The following is a 19,081-nucleotide window of genomic DNA, read 5'->3' on the forward strand; positions in this document are numbered from 1 at the left end:
AGATATCTGACAAGCGGCCCGTCAGACAAACTCATCTGCGTAAGCGGCGACAGCCTCTTCTGTGAGTTCCCGCCACTCACCGCTGTCGATTACGCCGCGCTCTTTCATATCGTCAGCCAGGGACAGGCGCCTCTCGTAACGATCTTCAGCTGTCGCCGATATGAAGTCGGGTTCATTGCGCAAGGCGAACCACGCCTGCATTGCGTTGATTTGCTCGCTGTGGATCGTCATGACGAATACTCGAGGCCAGTGTCTACAGTGTAGAGATTGGCCAGCGCCCAACTGTTCAGCAGGTCCGACAAGCGGAGAGCATCATGTGCGGAAGACTTACCCAGTACCGGGGAATTCACGACTTCGTGGCAGCGTTGAGCATGCCTAACGCTCTGGCTAACTCTGTCGGTGAATTGCCAGTGGAGCGTTACAACGTAGCCCCCACAACCCAAGTCGCCCTGCTCCACCTACAGGGTGATCTGCTGCACGCCGACATGGTGCGCTGGGGTCGGCGGCCACACTGGGCCAAGGTCAGGGCCGCACCGATCAATGCGCGCGTCGAGAAAGTAGCCCATGGACGGTTCTTTCGTGCGATCTGTCCGCACCGGGCAATCGCACCCATCGACAGCGGCTGCGCTTGTCGCGATGGCGACTGTAAAGACGCTACCACCACGCCCCCGGCGCTTTCCGTCTGATCAGGGACAGCGCTGGCGGCCCAGTTCGGCCACGCCACAGGCACCCTGAATGGATCGCCGAACGGATGGGAAAGCAACCGGCAACATGATCCTCTAGCACCATGGGGAATGGATTAACGAGGATGGGCCGGACGCGGTGGGCGTGCTACAGCTGGCACTAAAGCTTCCGCCGACGCCAGTTTTACACTTGACGCCTTAAAGCCCCATGACTGGCGCAACGGACCACTGCAGTGGGGCTTGATCAGGTACGCAATGGTTCTCGTACAGAGCGCATCGGTACAAGCCGCGCCGAGGTATCGCCCAGACGAATCGAAAGCGTCCCTTACTATCTTTGCCGGCAATGCTGCCAACCACCACCTCACGCATCACGTGTTCACTGACAAGAGCTTTAGCGTGTCGGGTGAAGCCTCCTCGATCAAGCGGTCAGTTCCCGGTACCGCGCGGCAGCTGCGTCCTCGACCGCAATAAACAGCGCCTCGATGGTCGCCGGGGTCAGCGCATGGGCTGCATCTACCCCTTCGACAAAACCTTTAGCGCGCGCCAGGGCCAGCTTCAGGGCTTGCAAATCCTCAGCACGCGCCTGGCGTGACAGGTGGTTTTGCATCTTGGTGCGAAGCCCAGCCGGTAGGCTTATCGCGTCCAACTGCTGGCTGACGTTCATCTCGCAACTCCCTGCACTTCGGCTAATATTGTGGCCAATTCGCGCAACGGGTACTGAGCTTGAATCAGCTCGCAGCCTGCGCAGTGTCGCACCGGGTCATGAGCATTACTCGGCCATTGCGTGGCCAGGCATAAACGGCAGCGTACCGCTTCCTCGCTCATGATCCATCGCTCATTCAACAGGCCTAAAGCGAAATCAGCACACAAGTCGGGCGACAGTGGGCTAGAAACAGGACACTGAACCTTTATGTATTCATCCATGCGGATTCGAACCCTTTAATAAGACGGTAATGGAATTCCCGCCCGTGCTCTGGGGATAAGACCTCGCCGGCGATCAAACCGTCCAAAAAACCAATCAACTGGTTATACAGACTGGGCGGCGCCCGCTCAGTCAAGGACTGGATCCGGAACGCCTCTACGTGGTGACGCACTCTAAATAAGATGTACTCGGGGTCTGCCAGGGTCATGAGGTCGTTGAAAAATTGCTGGGCGTTATCGATGGCTAGTGGATGAGTGAGGGGCGCGTACATAATTATTGTTGCCTTTGTAGATGGACTGCACGTTGAAGCGGTTATGCGAAACTGGTAACGCAGTCTAGGGCTGCCTGGCTGCCTGTACCAATAAAACGTCCCCGTCAAGTCAATGCGTGCAGCCCCTTTTTATAAGTGGATTATTGTTAACGCCTGACTGGGAGAATGCCACTCATGGAGAATCCTCCGACACAGCCCTCAGAATGTTTGCCAAATCCCGCAACGGATATTGCATGTTGCCAATTTCACAGCCATCGGAATGGACCATCGGAATTTGAGCATTGCTGGGCAATTGTGTGGCAAGGCAGTAGCTGCAGCGCACGGCTTCGTCACTCATAAGCCACTTATCATTCCACAGTCCGAGTGCAAAATCGGCCGTCGTTGTGTCGGCCACTGCCGGCGGTAGATCTGGATTTAGGGTCATATTCCACCTCGCCATGCGCTGGTCAGCGTCGCCATTCGTATTCGGGCAACCAAATTCCTCGGGGAAGACTTTGTTATCGTTCAGCCACGTAAAGACCTGGGCACATGCTCGGACGATCTCTGGATCAAGTCCCCACACCTCGGTAACGGCGGAGCGAACATGTCTTCCCGCGTTCCACAAGGTGAACAGAAAACTGGCTACCGTACGGCCCTGCCTGGTGTCCTTCTGAGCGGTTAACAGGAGTTGCTCAAGTGCTTGTTGAGTTTCGGAATCGAAAGTAAGTGACACGGCGTAATTTCCTTTTTACGTGATCGATGGACTTACGAAGAGCTACTGCGGGGGTAGGGTATACCCTGCCTGAGGCCGACTTTCCATTCAGCTATCAAAGCTCTACCTTTGACATAGATGATTGCAGCGACTAACGCGATACGCCTCAGCGATGCACAGAGCCCACGCCGCTTCGGCTTGTCCGCCAGAAGGTAGCACAGGTTAACTCGCTGATGGCCACACCATAAACACCGACTTGTAACACCGGAGCGTGACTGGTGATAGTACCGGTGGCGTGGACTGTGTGGGCCAAAGCCGACGCTGAGGGGCGCCAACCGCTGCTGCTCGCGATTGACGCATGCACTGATGGGCCCTGACAGAATATGCACACTCGTCGACAGGTGAAGTGAATAATCTCCACAACTACCAATCCATGCAATATAACTTGGATACCGGAGACTAAGGTTGACTAGTATTAGTGGGTGAAGGTGTCGTAAGCACTCACCAATATTCTGAAATAGCCCCCTGTACTACACTGAAAGGTTCCACGCAGCGTCACTTGATGCCCTCGCAGATTTTCCCGATTCACTTTTCGCAATCCATCTGCCGTAAAATTGGCGTTTTGAGAGCTCCATAGACTCCAAGCACGCTCAGCTGCAGACATAACGGGTCATTCGATAGAAATTTTTGATTGATCTGTCAGAGGTTAAGGCCGATAGATAAATAATACTGGCAGCGTCGCTGGTTTTTTCCCTATGGAGTCACCATGAATCTACGTTCCATTAATATCGCTCCCAGATCCGCTCTCTGCTTCGGCCTTATCACTATGCTTGTAATTGCACTTGGAGCCTTTTCGTACGTACAGCTCGGAAAATTGAGAGGAACAGAGCAGGACATTGAAAATAATTGGCTCGCAAGCATACAGACTGCTGACGATATACAGATTGCACTTTTGGGCGCCCGTTTAGAGAGCATTCGCTTACTAGCCACTTCGAGCCTAGAAGAAAAAGCGACAGCTTCAGAGCATCTCCAGGACGCGCAGAATGTACTTAATAAGCAAACCGAATACTATCGAAACAATTTAATATCCGATGAAGACGAACGAGCGAAATTTAATGAAGCCGCTACGACGATGGAGAAATATATAGACGGGCTCAAAACCATACTCGAATTAGATGGCACGCAGCATGAGAAAGCCGTTCAATTTGCAAATACTGAACAGCGTGATCGCGCCAACGATTACCAGGCTAAGCTTACAGCATTGAGAGATCACAACGTCAAAGGAGCAGCTACAGCAGGGACTACAGCGACGGCTGTATACTCAAACAGCATTACAATTGTCGACTCAGTGATTGGTGCTTCATTAGTTCTTACCATATTTCTTGCAATTGCACTTACTCGAAGTATAGTTCGCCCTATGAACTCTTCTGTAAAGATGGCAGAAGAGATAGCAGCAGGCGACCTTAGGCTTGTTCTTGAGGTAACCGGAAATGATGAGTCCGCAAGGTTAATGCGAGCGCTCAATACAATGCAAGGAACCTTGCGTGATACCATCAGCGAGATATCTGAGGCTGCCACGCAGCTTAGCACTGCCGCAGTTGAGATGAGCTCGATAACAGAAGGCGCAAGCTTTACCCTTCAGCAGCAAAATAGTGAAATCGAACAGGCTGCAACTGCGGTGACCGAGATGAGCGCCGCGGTTGATGAGGTTGCTCGCAACGCTATTTCCACATCAGAATCAGCTCGTGAATCCAACAAAGCTGCAGCGGCAGGAAACAATAAAGTTGGTGAAACACTCAAAGCAATGCGCAGCTTAACGGACAGGATTGAGATCACGTCGGAACAAGTACAACTGCTAGCTGGACAAACGCAAGAAATAAGTACAGTTTTAAGTGTAATTCGAGCAATCGCGGAGCAAACCAACCTCCTAGCGCTAAACGCTGCTATTGAAGCTGCTAGAGCAGGTGAACAAGGAAGAGGATTCGCAGTGGTTGCGGATGAAGTTAGAGCTCTTGCTCATCGAACCCAAACTGCAACTCAGGAAATCGAACAAATGATTTCAAGCATTCAGGCAGGTAGTGCGCAAGCTGTAGAATCGATGATTAGTAGCACCCATGAGGCGCATAGCACTAGGCAAACGGCTGATGAGGCTGGCCAGTCGCTCAAAGCTATCACATCAGCTGTTCAGCTGATCGATGATCGGAATCAGCAGATCGCGACTGCATCGGAAGAGCAGGCTCATGTAGCAAGAGAGGTAGATAGAGCCCTCATAAGCATTAGAGAACTCAGCGTTCAAAGTAGCGAAGGAACCCATCAGACTCTTCTAGCAAGTAACGAGCTTTCGAGACTTGCAATATCACTCAATCAGATGGTCGGTCGTTTCAGAATTTAAATACCAAACCCACCGTCAGCCCTGCCATTTAATTTAATCGGCTATCGCCCTGAGATATGCCTGGCACGCGCGCAGCGCGATCAGTCCGTTGTCCCCATCGTCGGTGATGGCGATAATTCGTTGCGCATGCGCTGGGTCAAGTTGGGCTCGACGGGCTGCATGAACCACGCCGACGGCGCCGGCGGCGGTAGGCACGTTACAGCCACTGGCTGGATCATCGGCAAGGAGGACCGACAGCCGCACATCAGCAGTGGCAAGGCGGTCGCGCAAAAGAGCCTGGTTGCGTTGAGCATCGGATAGTTCTCGAGTGTGTTGTTGATCCTGGGCCGCGAGATCCTGCTCGATGGCCAAGCGTTTGTCCTGTTCGGCGCGGGCCTGGGCCGCTGCGGCATTGCTGATCGTTGCCAAATCATCCTTGTGCAGGCCGGCCTGCTCGGCGAGCTTCTCTCCAATGCGCCAGTCCTGCACCTGCCAGGTCACGCCCGCGGCGCCGGCCATCAGCGCCAGGATCAGCAGCACCAGGCTCGCCAGCTTCTGCACCGGCGTCACGCCAGCACCTTCTTAGCCCGCTCCCACAACTGCAGGCGATCTTCCAGGCCGTTGAGCCCACCGTTAATGCGGCGGGTGATCTTCGTGAACTCACCCTGATCCGCCAACGTGTTGAGCCCCTTGGTGGACCAGAACCAGGCCGCAGACATCGCCGCGTGCTGGGGCAGCTCGAGCAGTTCGGGCTCGTAGATCAGATCCAGACCCATCGCTTCACCGCACGCAGCATAGTTGGCCCGGCCGGTTATCTGGATCAGGCCGCGGCCACGGTACTTCGAACCGTCCCCCTTTACGGTATTGCCCAGATCGGCGCGACCTTCATAGCCTGCCTGCTGCGCCGTGGGCCCCCAGACCTCGCGCACGTAACGCAGTTGCCCCGATTCATGCCCGACCTGGGCGATAAACGCGGCCAGGCGCAGCTTGCCGACGATGCCATAGCGGCCCATGGCCGTGTTCAGCACAGGAACGAAAACGCCGGTTTGGCGGCCGGCGTTCGGGAGGATTTGCAGCAACTGCTGCTCGGTGATCGGCATAGCTTTTCTCCAGGCGAAAAAAAACCGCTCAAGGCGGTATCGGTGGGCTTCTTTGTGGGGGGCTCTGCTTAAGCCTGTGCAGCCTTCAACGCAGCGAGTTCTGCGCGCAATTCTTTGACAGCCCCCATCAAGTCCGTGATCAACGCCATCGGTTCGAGTTGCTGAACGCGGGGTTGGCCGTCGTCGCCAATCCCATCTTTTTCGCCGGTGACGGCAAGCGGATTGACTTCCTGCGCCTCGTGCGCGATCAGCCCTTGGTAAACGACGTTGTCACCTTTGAACACATCGCCGAAATTTTTGCGCTGGTAGGTGACGATCCGGTAAGCGTCGACACGGTCCAGGTAAGATGTCTTCGGCGCGTCCTTGATGTATTTCTTGAAGCGGTAGTCAGAGCCGAACAGTGTCATGGTGCCCACGTACGTTGCGCCGATGTACACGTCAACGTTGGAGCCGGTCCAGTTGAAGTTGTAAGATGTTGCACCATATACACCACCAACACCTGTACGCGTACGGTATCCACGAGCAGCGATTGGTGTATTAACCTCGTTCGACACTGTTAAAATACTGACATTGGCATATGGGGTTACTACACTTGTAGGGACATTAAGTGTCCCTCCATATGAATAACTCATAGAAGGTCCACCAGCTGTGTTATCTGCATTAACAGATCGCCAAGTGAACCCACCGTCACCATTACCCTTGTTTACGATGAAGTGCCCCTCCCCCAGCCCGCCAGCATTCCAGCCCATATACAAACCTTGGATGTTGTACCGGCCTGATGCTTCCCGAACGCCTACCTCCGCGAATATAGCGCGGCCGTCAGTCACGCCAGTGCCACCCTTAGCAACTGGTAAGGCGGAAGGGAGAGTTCCACCCGTTCCGCCGAGGGCCGCATAAAGCTCCGTCGACATAGCGTTGATCTTCGTGCTCGCAGTCCGAGGTGGATCACCACCTAGACCTTGTGGCGGAGTACCGAGGATAATTTCTTGCCTAGCCATAAGTTCTCCCTATACCACCATCTTGGCGGTCATCGTCGATATACCTAAAGAGGTCGTGTTGTATCCTGGAATGTAAATAACGGCCGCAATCATGCGCTTATTCGGGTAATCCCAAATAAACTGAAGGTCGCTTTGTTGTTGAAGCGACCTAGTTACAGGCATGCTCATTGTATTTATAAGCACGTATTCATTATCTGAAAGGACAAAAGGAGATGAGAAGAAGTTAATACTCTGACCCTGAGCCGTTGAGCCGCTCCCCGTGAAAGTCCAAGTAGAATTTGAGTTTGAGAAAAGCGCTGTGGGCGTGCCTGTGTCGAAAATAATCTTTCTGGAACCATCTCGAAGCCTTATTCCGTAATCGCTCAGGATTTCAGCACCAAACCCAGCCGCGAAATATTGACCATTGGGCCGTACACTTGAGTTGTCGTAAGCCCTAATCTGAAACCCCGTCCATGCGCCAGCGCTTCCGAGAACTTCGGCGCGAGACATGCCTATTTGGCCCGATACAGGATCTGGCCGAATGAAAACAAAGGGCGGCAAGATCGACGTGATGGTGAATGGAAACGAGGTTATTGCAAATAGTCCAGAGTTATTGTTGTATCTCCCCTTGCATATAACAGAAAGCCTTGTTCGCTCAGAATCGATAATCACCCTGTTATCGACTGACCCCTTAAACATTAATCCGTAGGAATCTGCCATTTATTTGAACCTCACTACCACTAAGGTCATTGCCGTCAATGAAATCCAGCTTGCTGTTGTCGTATATCCTTTCATGCGCCTCCATACCCGAGCAGCGCCATTTATCACTTCAGGCTCAAGCTGACGATCACTGTTGTAGTTTATTGGTCCAAGGGGGACGCAGAAGGCAATAGAGTTCTGGGGCGTAATGTCAGCAATGGGCACGTCGATATATGAAGTGCCCGGAGCCCAGGTATTAGGGCTTACAGTTTCGGCGTAGACAATTCGACAAGTGAACGCGCTATCGTCGAGCTGGACCTGTCCATCGCCCCCCTTTACACGCATGCCATTATTCATGGCATAAGCCTCCCTACCGTGACTCGATCAACATCATTAGGGTCGTACACCGTGATGCCGTCATTGTTGAGCACCGTTGACGCACCAGCGCCAGCACTACGCAGCGTGAAGGTCCCGGCCTTGACGTTGATCTCCAACAGTGGCCGCCCCTTGGGGTCGACAGCTTCAGACCTCAGTGTCATACCCAGAATGATTTCCTGGATGAAAGCCTTGCTGATAATTGCTTGGTTGAGGACGACCTGATTGTTCTGTACCACGAACATCGGCACCAACTGACCGCTTACCTCATCGACCACCGCGAATCGCTGCGCGAATATGAGGAACTCCGACTGCTCTCCATCCGATCCAAACGCAAACCCGGAAGTTACCGTCTTACCGCCAACTATTGTCTGAGCCTTGAGAGTGACCATTGCCGACACTTTTCCATTGGTGGTGGCGACAACCTGATTCGTCTCCTGAATGGCCGCTGTATTTCGCCCCGAGCTAGCCTGCACGGTGTCGATCCTCTCGCTAAGCGCCTGATCCGTGGCGGCAAGCGTGGTTGTTGTGGATTTGAACGCAGCTTCATTGCTGTCGACCTTTGCTCCTAGCGTCGTTACTCGCTCTGCGACTGCGGTCGTAGCCGTAGCCGCTGCCCTAGACACATCCAGAATGCTCGCCGCGTTATTCGCGACATTGGCCTCAACAATGTCTGTGCGTACAGATTGCGCAAGATCACGCTCTGCGATCACAGACATCAAAGACCATGCTCCCGCGGAGGAAGTGCTGTCGCCAGCGCTCCCCTCCTCTGAGCCTGCTGAGTCGGACTTCACAAGCGCGTACACCCCGTCCAGGCGCTCGGCGGTGGCCGTGACCTTCCCGTCCACGTCCTCGATAGCTGCCTTGTTCTTGCTGATCTCCAGGGCCATAGCTGCATTGGTTTTGGCGATGGTGCCCAAGTTGAACCAGTAGTTGGCGTTCGGCGGCGTCGTATTGACAGGGACTGCGGTTGTCGCCTGGAATAGCTGCTGACCCACGCGAACCATATCGCCCTTGACGTAGGTTTTGCTCGGCACGTATTCCAGAGCGTCGACCACTTCAGATATAAGTTCTTCCAACTCCTGCCTGGCCTTATCCAATCGGTCATTGACCGAGCCAGGGCCGTCGCCAGTGATCAGATCGATCTCCTCACGCAGGCTCTGGTACAGCGCCCCCTTGCCGATCTTCTCGGCGAAGTACTTGTCGTACTCGGTCTGATCAGAGCTAGCACGGCCATTCACTGCGCCCGGGATCGGCCAGAACGGCCCAACGTTGCCGGTGCGGTCCACCAGGCGCGCCCAAAAGAACAAGCTCGCACCGGCCAGCAAGCTGTGCATCTCATGTTTGGCCTGCGGGTAGCTGAAGTCGCTCAGCTTGGTCGCGGTGCCCAGGTCAGGCGCTTGGCTATACCAAAGCTCAGACCGCTGAGTGTCTTCGGCGCCCGGCGGGAATCCCCACTGAATGCCGATGCCGTAGACCAGGCTGGTGGTGGTCAGGAACGACACCGCCGGCGGCAGGCCGGTTTTGCCTTGGAGGTTGGTGAGGTTCGAACTCTTCCAGACTGAGGAGATTTCAAAGGCGCTCACCGAGCGCACGCGAGCCAGGTAGGCGCCCGAGTAGATGCCGGTGACGTCGACGCTGGTCGAACCTGTGCGCTGCACCTTGATCCAGTTGCCGCTGTCCTTACGCCACTCCACGTCGTACGCGACGGCGCCGGTGACGGCTGGCCACGAGATGTTCATGGTGCTGATCGCGATGCCCTGATTCACGGCGTAGCTTGATGTCAGGGTGACGCTGGCAGGCGCCGGTACCACGGTGATCGGGATAACGCTGATCGGGCGCTCTTCCAGACGCGCGCCGGTGTCGATGTGCGCAAACTTGCTCGGGTCGTACTGCACGGCCGAGATTTCGAACACGCCAGGCTCTGGCCGGGCCACGCTCACGACCCGATACAGCGGGATCGCCAAGTCGTCGGCATCCAGCGCCCATACCAGTTCAGCTTCGGGCGTCACGGAATAAGCCACGGTAACCGTGACTTTCCGGCCGCTCACCAACTGCACGGTCCGCCCCTCACACTTGCCATCAGGTAGGTTTAGGATGAGCCGGTCGCCAGGCTTGGCCTGGGTGTCGCGGTCCAGGGTGATGACCTTTCCGTTCACAGCCGAGATGCGGCCGCCCACCGGCCGACCGGCCAGCAGTTCGTCCGCGATCGGGATCACGTAGCCAGGCAGCGGAATGCGCCCGTCGAGGCCGACCTTGAAGGTGACTGCCCGATCCTTGGAGTTTGTGAGCAGCGCCCACTTACCACGGCGCTGGGCCTCGGATTCGCGAGTGCAGCCAATCGCGCTGATCTCCAACGGATTGTCGCCATAGCGCCGCTGCAGCTTCTGGTCAGTCACGGCTGTGACATCGGTGTCGTAGTTGTTCAGCGGGTTGTCGTAACTGACCAGCGCGCGGGTATAGCGGGTGCGCTCCGACGCGCTGGAATAGGTGAACTTGCCATCGAGCACGTTTGCGCGGGTATAAGCGAAGTCGAAGTCCGTGGCTCGCGGCATATCCGACAGGGTGAAAACCTGGCCCTGGGCCCAGTAGGTCATCCCCCGATAAATCGCCGAGATATCGCGCAGCAGCGACCAGGCATCAGCCTTGCTCTGCAGGTTCAAGTTGCAGATAAAGCGCGGCTCCTGGCCACCCTTCCCGTCCGGCACCAGATGGTCGCAATACTGCGAGATGCGGTACAGCTCCCACTTGTCGACCATCCACGGCTTGATGCGGCGGCCCAGGCCGAAACGGTCGTTCGTTGTGATGCCGTAGGTGTGCCAGACAGGGTTGTCCGTCCAGGCCTCCTTGAACGTCCCATCCCAGACACCTGTGTAGCTACGCGATCGGGGATCATAGTTACTCGGCACCTGCCATTTTCGGCCATCACACTCGAGCGTTACCGCTGGAATATTGCGGAACAGCTCGGCCGAAAACTCGATGAAAAGTAGGGCCGTATTTGGGTAACGAATCTTTGCGTCGATCACCTCGGTGAAACCGGCGATCTGCATCGTGTCGGAGATTTTGTTGTTGTTCTGGTTGGGCGTCAGCCGGGTGATCTTCAGCAACCATCCAGTCGTTGCGCGCGGCAGATCGATTCGCCGGCTGCGCTCGTACAGGCTGGTGGTCTTTCCGGAAACCCCCTCGCTCAGCACTTCCTGGTAGGCGCCGCCGTCAGTGGCCAACTCGATCTTGTAGCCGATCGCGTAACCCTTGATGTTGCTGCCAGCATCCACAGATTGAAGCGCTGGCCATGCAAAGCGCACGCGCACAGCCGAGAGCTGTGTGTTGCTGATGGAACGGACCCATGGAGTACCGCTACGCAACTCGGTGCCAATAGTGGTTTCGTTCGCGACAGATGGAATGCCCTGGATGTAGGTTTGGTCTACCGCTCCTGCTCGCCACTCCCACTTCACATTCGGGAAATTGATGTTTCCCTGAGGGTCTTGCAGGGGGGTGTTGTCGAGATAGATGTCGCGCGCCGTCGGTATGCCTTCGAACTCACCCTCGCCCACCGCGATCAGCATTTTCGCGATGGCAACAGAGCGCAGACTGTCCGGCGCTTCGGTTGGTATTTTCGGTTTCTCGGAACCACCCTTGGCGCCGTAGATGTCGAGCTTCTTTGCTGCGCCCATGCTTTCCTCCAGGCAATAAAAAACCGCCTCAAGGGGCGGCGCTGTTCAGCAGGTGCGGGCTACATTTGGTCTTCCGCGTAGATTTCGGCACTGATGATCGCGCCGCCCCAGCGTCGGCGGCCGGCACACAGTGCTGCCGGGTTGCCGGATGCCGTGGTGTTCTTCGCGCTACCGAAGGCGTAGCCGGGAGTATTCTCCGGCGCCGCACTGGTCTTGAGGCCGCCGGCCTGGGGGCTGAGCATTTGGATAACGCCGCCCAGCACCATCGAACCGCCCATCATGATCAAGGCTGAGCCAAACGGTGCCCCCGCGCCAAAGGTTCCGCCGGTGATGACCAGCCCGACAACGATCAGTACTGCGCCGACAATGGTTTGCAGCGCTCCTCCGCGCTTACTGCCGGTTATCACCGGGGCAATGCGAATATCACCCTCCCCCGAGAACTCAAGTTCCTTCTCAGCTAGGTTTGTCTTGCCGCGAAATACGGCGAACTCGATCCCACGGGACTTCGCGTTGGACAAGAATCGCTCGAACCCTGGAATTTGCACGCACAGGGCCTTAACTGCTTCTGCCGGCGTCCTTACGGCCATCCGAAAGGACTTACCAAACTGACGAAGCTGTCCGTAGAGCAGGATCGTGGTCATAGGCTGATAATTAACGGCAAGTGCCGCCATTTGCTTTTCTCCAGGCAATAAAAAGGCCCGCAGAAACGAGCCTTGATCAATTTTGATGCGCTGCAATACGCGCTAGTTTAAGTACCGCCAGTCTCTTACTGGCGATCCAGTAACTCACCAACAAATAGTGCGTTGTCTCAGAAGCTACGCCTCTGGGCCGATTTAAAGTTACTCTCCAACGAATGAACCTAGCCCTCAAAATGGCAGCCTTACCGGACCACCTCGTTCGCTAAGCAACCTGGGTCGCAAACCTGCCCACCGCGTCGACCACTCGCTTCGCACCATCCTGAATTTCGACAATGACCTGACCTGCCTGGGTGGCGAGCTCAAGGCCCTGTTCAGCTTGTGATTTGCTATTCGCCATTTCAGTGACGGTCTCATCTACCAGCTTCTGATTCTGTAAAACTACCGATGCGATTTCTTCTGTCGCCGTGCTGGTTCGCCCAGCCAATTGTCGAACCTCGTCGGCCACAACGGCAAAGCCTCGACCCTGCTCACCTGCGCGAGCGGCTTCAATCGCAGCGTTTAAAGCCAGAAGATTGGTTTGCTGAGCGATGCTGCTAATCGTCTGAATAATCGAGCTGATCAACAATGACTGTTTGCCCAGCGCTTCTACTCCCCCAGAGGCTGCCTGCATGTCAGCGGCGATTTTACGCATTGTGTGCATAGTGTCGTTTACGACAACAGCTCCTCGCTGTGCGCTGATATCAGTTTGCTGGGATATCTCAAACGCTGTTTGGGCTGCCCCGCTGACTTCTTGCTCACGGGCCACCTGATCCGTCACCACAGTCGCGAACTTTACTACTTTACAAAGTTTACCTTCGGTGTCGTAAACAGGGTTGTAGGTTGCTTCCAGCCACACCGTTTGGCCGCGGCTGTCTAAGCGCTCGAATCGGCCGGCAATAAACTCACCTCTATTCAACGCTGACCAGAAATCCTTGTATTCCTGGGATGAAACTTGCTCTGGTTTACAGAAAACTCGGTGATGGCTCCCTTTTGCTTGTTTTAGGCTGTAGCCCATAGCTTGTAAAAACTGATCATTTGCCATCAGTACATTTCCAGAGAGATCGAACTCGATCACCGCTGTAGAACGTAGTAGCGCCTCAATAAATGACGCATTTTCCGAAGCTTTTTCTACTCGAGAAGTAATGTTAGTAGCGTAGCAAGTAACATGACTCAACTGGCCACTCTCATCTTTGATTGGCTGCCAATGTGCATGAATCCAGACTAATGAGCCATCAGCATGAAGGTACCTATAATCGTCGGTGATCGATCTGCCTGCGGCAACCGCGGATCGGAAGTTATGAAAGCACTCTAGTTTGGATACGTACTGCGGCACAATCTCTGCCATTGCGCGACCTAAAAGACTATCCGGAGCATAGCCCAGTGCTTTTCCAAAATTGTCGTTACATGCCGTAATTCTAAACGTTGAGTCGATACTCAAAGTTAACATTTCACGGTTAAGGCCATCGCGCAGCTGGCGCAGCTCCAACAGCTCATTATTTTGAAATTGAAGCTGTTTCTTAAGGTTAGCGTTGAACATAGGAAATCGCCTCTGTGATCACACCAGTCCTATCGGCATCTTCTGGCGAAAATTGAGGACATCCGAGGGGAAAACAGTTTTGCTGTGCACAGTATAGTTGAGCGACGATGCTGCAACATCCAGAGGCTGCAGAATTCAGCGACTCTGGCGCTAAATAAAATTATTTCAATTGGCTCATGGCGTCTTTGTGCCGGAGAATCAAGCTGGTTCGGTCATACCAAGATCCGCCAAAGACAATGATCTCAGATGGCCTTCCGTAAAGATGGTGTAGTAGGAATGGACCGATGCCGAACGTACCCGACTCTTCATCGGGCAGTGCCGGGTCTGTGCCCAGGTAAATCCCAGCGTGGTTCGGGTGAACAGTCCGCCCGACATGCATGACGATTAGGTCGCCGCGCTGTGGCCGGTCGACTCGCACAAAGCCGGCTGCCTCGTAATGCTGCTCGTACAGGCTTACGTTCTCTGCACTCTCCCACCAGCCATCGACGCGCTGGAAGGCTTCAAACTTCAGCCCCCATTCCCGCTGATACCAATCGGCGCAAACCTGCCAACAGTCCCAAGCGCCGTGCACGAACGGGCGCTTGAGCAGCGGCGTGCTACCCGCCGGCGTAATCGTGCGCAAGTCACCCTCGGGCCAAGACAGGATGTGCCATGGCAAAGCCGTGGCCTCACACATGGCCAAGTCATGCGGTGAGGGCCTGCTGGTGGCGTCCGGGTGCGAGTGGACGATGCCGGTCACCTCGCCCAAGTCTTCCGCCGCGGCGTAGTCCTCGGGGTCAAGCCGGAACTCTTCGTTCGGCTCCTTGGCTATGTTCCGGCACGGGAAGTACTTCTGCGCGCGGCCCACGGCCAACAGCAGGCCGCAGCACTCTCGCGGATACTCCGTCGCCGCATGCGCCTGGATGGCCGCAATGATGTGCTTGCGCATGGTCAGCTCCGGGCAATGAGAGACACGGCGGGGAATCCGCCAAAGGACAGTTCGTTGTTCTCGCCGAATCGCAACTTGCAGGACGACAGGCAGCCCTTGCACTGATCCTTGGCCGGATCATCCGTGGGGTTGTCTTCGTCGTCGAACATGGCCGCGCCGGTGTAGCCGCAGTCCGGCCCTCGGTAACCATTGGTCATGGCCCAGTGGCAGAACGTCGTCATCTGGCGCCCGGGAAGTCCATGGTTGTCGATCTCACCAGGAGACGACAGCTCCCAGACCACCGCCTCGCCGTCCTCGCTGGTCTTCTGGTCGATGTACCAGATCTCCAGCGCCTCCTGGGTCGAGTCTGCAGTCGGATTGCCCTCCGGGTAGTTCGCTGCATCCAGATACTGCGCCAACGTCTCGCGGACAGTGAGCTTGAACTTCAGCAGGTCCTCGAACGCCAGGCACAGCGCTGTGACACGCCCATTGATGTTGCCGGCGGCAAATGTCGGGCGAGTGGCTGTTCCGTCGCTGCTGGAACCGATACCTTCAATTTGCACCGGCCAGGCCGCGTACTCGGCACCCTGCCACCAAATCGACTTAGCCGGCAGATCGGCTTCTGATCCCTCGTATGCCAATAGTTCGTCCGGCGTGTGCGGGATAGCATGACCGTGGAAGCGCAGGTAATCGGCGCCGTATTCGGTACCGTCAATTTCGAACAGGCGAATCTCGCCGCCGGGCTCCAGTTTCTGGATGTCCGTGATCAGTGCCATGGGTGGTTATCTCAGGGATGAAAGGTTTGCTGGAAGGTAGCGGTGATGGCGTAGACCTGGCCGCCGCGGTGCACTGGCTTGTAGCCGTTGCACTTGTAGAGGCCAAGCTCGCCGAGGGGCGGCGTCCAGAGAAAGCCTTTTGCCCCCTTATGCCTGTCGAGGAACTTCCTGATCTCCAGGATTCGCGTACCCATACCGGTAAACGTCACCGGCCAGGATTCCGACTGATTGTTCAGTCCATCCTCGACCGACTGCTCATAGCCATCGCCGAACTTTTTGGTCCGGACGCGCTGGGTAATCTCCCCTTCCGCGCCCTTCTCCGTTGCCCATGTAAATCGTTCGATTGCCATCAGCGCCCCTTGATTGCTTTGTTGATAACGCCGCCCTGGCCCATGTCCTTGTTGCGCATCTGCTGGTACTTCTGCTCCACAAAAGCCGCCAGCTCCTTGCCGAACAGGTCGTAGCCAGGCGCGTCGGCGGAGGATGATGCGTTGCCATCGCCATCGATGTGCACCTCGACATTGATCTGCGTTCCGCCAGCCCCACCGCCGCCCATGGCCATGACCCCTAACTTGCCGCTCGACGTCCGGGTCAGGGGCATAATTGCCTCCTCCCCAGCCTCGCCCATGACACCGGTCTTGCCATTGGCCATGCCGAACGCTGTGGGCTTGCTGACGATGGAGTTCGTGAAGGCGCCGCCATCGGCAAACAGCTGCACGCCGCCCGACCAGGCGCCGCCGTTGGCTTGTGGGAAGTAGGTGTTGGAGTAACCAGCCGCCGAGGCGCCGAGGTTCGACGACGCTGCGCCAACGGAACCTGCCGCGAGACCATTGCCGCCGCCAGCCGCGCCACCACCGAAGTAACTCGCCGCCGCCCCTACCAGGCTACCCAACAAAGCAGAACTCGCCTGCCGGGTAGCAATACGAGCCATGTCCGCCAAGATCGACTTGGTAAAGTCGGCAAAGGAAAGCTTCCCGGTCATGGCAAAGTTGACGATTGAGTCCTCCATGGAGCTGAAGGCGTTGCCGAACAAGCTCTTGGTCTGACCGGCAATGTTGGCTGCCGAATCCAGGTAGTTGTCCCATGCCGCTGTTGCGCCCTTGGTCCAATCACCCTGGGCAGCCTCCACATCCGCGTAGTTCTGCCGAATCTGGTCAGTGGCAGCTTTATTCGCGTCGGCGAGCGCTTGCGACTTACGCTTGAACTCTTCCTCCGACATGTTCCGCGACGGGTCAGACTTCTGGTTGGCAAGCTCCAGCGACTGCTGAGCAAATCGGTCCTGTTGGTTGTTCAGTTCGCCGCTGAGTGCGTTCTGACGGTCACCCTGGCCTACGCCAATCACGGCGCGCTGCCCGGCAAGCTCCAGGGCTCGTTGTTGCTGCCCCAGTGCCTGCACGTAGGTGCTGATCGCGCGCTCTTGCTTCGCCAGGCGCCCGGTCTCGTTGGTCGCCAGCACTTCAAGCTGGCTATCAGCGTCCTTCTGTGCCTTGACCATTCCCGCTCGCGCGTCAGCGATCTTCTGGTCGAGCTGGATGGTCTGCGCGGCCGACGTGGTCTTCTTCCCCTTTGCGGCTTCAAGGGCGGCGATCTCGGCCTCGTAGGCCGCCGTTGTCTGGTCGAGCTGATTGCCGATAAGCGCCTGGCGCCGCAGCAGATAGTCTTCTTCGGACAGCAAGCCAGCCTTTTGAGCCGCTTCCAGTTCCTTCTGGTAATTTTTGTAGGTGTCGGTGATCGCCGACAGGTCGTTCTTAGCGTTGTTGAAACTGGTTAAGTCCACCTGGGAACCGGCGGCCTTCGGGTCTTTGAACTTGTCGTTGATATTGGCGATGTTTTTGTCGACCGTTGCCTGAGCCAGGCGAGGATCGTTCGGCGCTACCTTGCGGATATCGTCGAGCTGTTTCTTGTAGTCCTTGAGGGCGTCGGCGCGTTTCTGCTCATTCGTCCATGACGATTTAGTCAAAGCATCGATTTTAGCCATCGATGATACGGCTTCGCCTTGGGCCTTGGCTTGGTCACCCTCCCACTTCGCGATATCGGCTTGGGCCGCCTTCTCATCTTCCAGCATATTCAGGCGATCTTGCCGAAACTCAATCAGCGCGTCTTTGGACTTTTTGTTTTGGAACAAACCGTCCATGTTATGCGCTTCAAGCAGGTCCGCCTTCGCGCTTTCAATATCCGCGTTGATGTCGCGACGACCAATATTCTTGATCCCGTCGGCGGCGCGCGCCACGGCGTTGTACGCCTTCTCCCAAAGACTGAGGTTTGCCAGAATCTTTGGAGTGCGCTCATTGATCGCATCAGCGTAGGCATCGGTCGCGAGCTTCACGGCGCCGGCGTGATCGCCTTGCTTTTCCAGGGCCACGATTTGCGAGTAAACCGAGGCAGTCAGGTAGTGGTACTGCTCGTTTAGCGCGGCGGACGCCTTGACAGGGTCGTCCGCCAGCTTGGAGAACTCCCCTACTGTCTCACTCACAGCTTTGCCAGTGGCTTCCTGCATCGACACGGCGGCCTGAGTGATCTCGGTAAAGCTCGCACCTGCGATCTTTCCGTTGTCAGCCAGCAGGGCCAGGACAGAGGCTGCTTGCCCCGTAGATCCGACAGTAGCGCTGACCTGGCGCGCCATATCGCCGAGCTGTCCGGCACTGACGCCTGCGTAGTTGCCGGTGAGGATCAGCGACTTGTTGTAATTGTCGGTTTCGGCTCTACCCTGAACAAATCCATAAGCGAGTGCGCCGACTGCTGCGACAGCCAGCCCAATAGGCGCGGCCATTGCTGCGATCCGAATTGCCGATGAACCGGCATTGGTCCCCAGCTCCAGAATGTTGTGCGCTGCAATGCGGATGTTGCCTTCAGCCAGAGCGTTTCCCAGCTGAACCACGTTCTGCCGGGCGGCCTTGGTGTTCAGTCCGAGGCCGGCAAACGCCGAACTTGTCTTGTCGATCTCGGCATACTTGCCATCGATCTTCTTTAGGGCTTGGTTGTATTGCTCTTGGTTGATACGGCCCGCATCCAGGTGCTTGCCCAGTTGCTCGACCTGGGTATCCAGCTTTGCCAATGCGGCGCGGGCCGGGTCAATGGCACCCAGCAGGCTGTTCAGGGCCTTCTGTTCGTCCATCGCAGACTTGGCCAAGGCGATTTGCTGCTTATCGAGCTGCGCCGAGATCTTCGCCGCCTCGGCCTCGCCGTAGGCGCCGGTCTTGGTCAACTTGGTGAGCGCGTCACGCTGCTTTGCCAGGTCCTGCGTAGTCTTTGCGATGGTGGAAAGCGACTTCTCCAGCGCCTGCATTTCGTTCATCAGCGAAACGGCGGACTGCTCGGCCCGGCCGCCGGCCTTCGCCATTTCATCCAGGTCCGTTTTCGCCTGGACTGCATCGGCCGAGTCGATCTTGACGCCGAGTTCTGCAATGTTCATCGACTCACC

The 19,081-nt window shown here is 56.3% G+C and carries 15 protein-coding genes and 2 pseudogenes; 2 read left to right on the forward strand and 15 right to left on the reverse strand.

All coding sequences use genetic code 11. From position 1 onward, the window contains the following. Positions 1-21: 21 nt before the first annotated feature. A complete protein-coding gene (locus ABWL43_RS18075) occupies positions 22-231 on the reverse strand; it encodes a hypothetical protein (RefSeq protein WP_242198598.1) in 210 nt (69 codons plus the stop codon). A gap of 83 nt (positions 232-314) precedes the next feature. Between ABWL43_RS18075 and ABWL43_RS18080 the strand changes: the two are divergent. After that, positions 315-620, forward strand: a pseudogene (locus ABWL43_RS18080) (SOS response-associated peptidase family protein); the annotation flags it as partial. 481 nt (positions 621-1,101) lie between these two features. Here ABWL43_RS18080 and ABWL43_RS18085 read toward each other — a convergent pair. Both ABWL43_RS18085 and ABWL43_RS18090 read right to left on the reverse strand, forming a co-directional pair. Next, complete coding sequence (locus tag ABWL43_RS18085) at positions 1,102-1,347, reverse strand: hypothetical protein (protein WP_242198600.1); 246 nt, start codon at positions 1,345-1,347, stop codon at positions 1,102-1,104. A gap of 701 nt (positions 1,348-2,048) precedes the next feature. Then, positions 2,049-2,588, reverse strand: a complete 540-nt coding sequence (locus tag ABWL43_RS18090; protein ID WP_404483422.1) for a hypothetical protein — start codon at positions 2,586-2,588, stop codon at positions 2,049-2,051. Between the two features lie 745 nt (positions 2,589-3,333). Here ABWL43_RS18090 and ABWL43_RS18095 point away from each other — a divergent pair. Further along, positions 3,334-4,959, forward strand: coding sequence for a methyl-accepting chemotaxis protein (locus tag ABWL43_RS18095; protein WP_404483424.1), 1,626 nt, complete (start codon positions 3,334-3,336; stop codon positions 4,957-4,959). Between the two features lie 33 nt (positions 4,960-4,992). On the opposite strand, the gene ABWL43_RS18100 is transcribed toward ABWL43_RS18095, so the two are convergent. The 12 genes and pseudogenes from ABWL43_RS18100 to ABWL43_RS18155 form a co-directional block, all read right to left on the reverse strand. Continuing rightward, positions 4,993-5,508, reverse strand: coding sequence for a lysis system i-spanin subunit Rz (locus tag ABWL43_RS18100; RefSeq protein WP_404483426.1), 516 nt, complete (start codon positions 5,506-5,508; stop codon positions 4,993-4,995). Beyond that, positions 5,505-6,038 carry a glycoside hydrolase family 19 protein gene (locus tag ABWL43_RS18105; protein ID WP_404483428.1) on the reverse strand — a complete coding sequence of 178 codons (534 nt, stop codon included), beginning with the start codon at positions 6,036-6,038 and terminating at the stop codon, positions 5,505-5,507. The genes ABWL43_RS18100 and ABWL43_RS18105 overlap by 4 nt, the downstream gene beginning before the upstream one ends. A 68-nt stretch (positions 6,039-6,106) precedes the next feature. After that, positions 6,107-6,865 carry a tail fiber domain-containing protein gene (locus ABWL43_RS18110; RefSeq protein ID WP_370003278.1) on the reverse strand — a complete coding sequence of 253 codons (759 nt, stop codon included), beginning with the start codon at positions 6,863-6,865 and terminating at the stop codon, positions 6,107-6,109. Positions 6,866-7,045: 180 nt separating this feature from the next. Beyond that, positions 7,046-7,735: a hypothetical protein gene (locus tag ABWL43_RS18115; RefSeq protein ID WP_214247846.1), complete on the reverse strand. Its 690-nt coding sequence runs from the start codon at positions 7,733-7,735 to the stop codon at positions 7,046-7,048. A 332-nt stretch (positions 7,736-8,067) separates the two neighbouring features. Continuing rightward, positions 8,068-11,763, reverse strand: a complete 3,696-nt coding sequence (locus ABWL43_RS18120; protein WP_404483431.1) for a phage tail protein — start codon at positions 11,761-11,763, stop codon at positions 8,068-8,070. 59 nt (positions 11,764-11,822) lie between these two features. After that, positions 11,823-12,434, reverse strand: coding sequence for a tail assembly protein (locus tag ABWL43_RS18125; RefSeq protein ID WP_145164116.1), 612 nt, complete (start codon positions 12,432-12,434; stop codon positions 11,823-11,825). Positions 12,435-12,663: 229 nt separating this feature from the next. Then, the gene (locus ABWL43_RS18130; protein WP_250212154.1) at positions 12,664-13,101 is read right to left on the reverse strand and encodes a methyl-accepting chemotaxis protein; all 438 of its coding nucleotides are present in this window, start codon (positions 13,099-13,101) and stop codon (positions 12,664-12,666) included. 99 nt (positions 13,102-13,200) lie between these two features. Next, positions 13,201-13,977: pseudogene (locus ABWL43_RS18135) on the reverse strand (PAS domain-containing protein); the annotation flags it as partial. A gap of 160 nt (positions 13,978-14,137) precedes the next feature. Then, positions 14,138-14,905, reverse strand: a complete 768-nt coding sequence (locus ABWL43_RS18140; RefSeq protein WP_404483432.1) for a C40 family peptidase — start codon at positions 14,903-14,905, stop codon at positions 14,138-14,140. Between the two features lie 2 nt (positions 14,906-14,907). After that, entirely contained in the window at positions 14,908-15,660 is a 753-nt protein-coding gene (locus tag ABWL43_RS18145) for a phage minor tail protein L (RefSeq protein ID WP_145163898.1), read from the reverse strand. 11 nt (positions 15,661-15,671) lie between these two features. Continuing rightward, complete coding sequence (locus tag ABWL43_RS18150) at positions 15,672-16,010, reverse strand: phage tail protein (RefSeq protein WP_145163896.1); 339 nt, start codon at positions 16,008-16,010, stop codon at positions 15,672-15,674. Then, entirely contained in the window at positions 16,010-19,072 is a 3,063-nt protein-coding gene (locus ABWL43_RS18155; RefSeq protein WP_404483435.1) for a phage tail tape measure protein, read from the reverse strand. Before ABWL43_RS18155 ends, ABWL43_RS18150 begins: the two co-directional genes overlap by 1 nt. Between the last annotated feature and the right edge of the window lie 9 nt (positions 19,073-19,081).

The organism is Pseudomonas sp. HT11 (assembly GCF_044875395.1).
Classification (GTDB): domain Bacteria; phylum Pseudomonadota; class Gammaproteobacteria; order Pseudomonadales; family Pseudomonadaceae; genus Aquipseudomonas.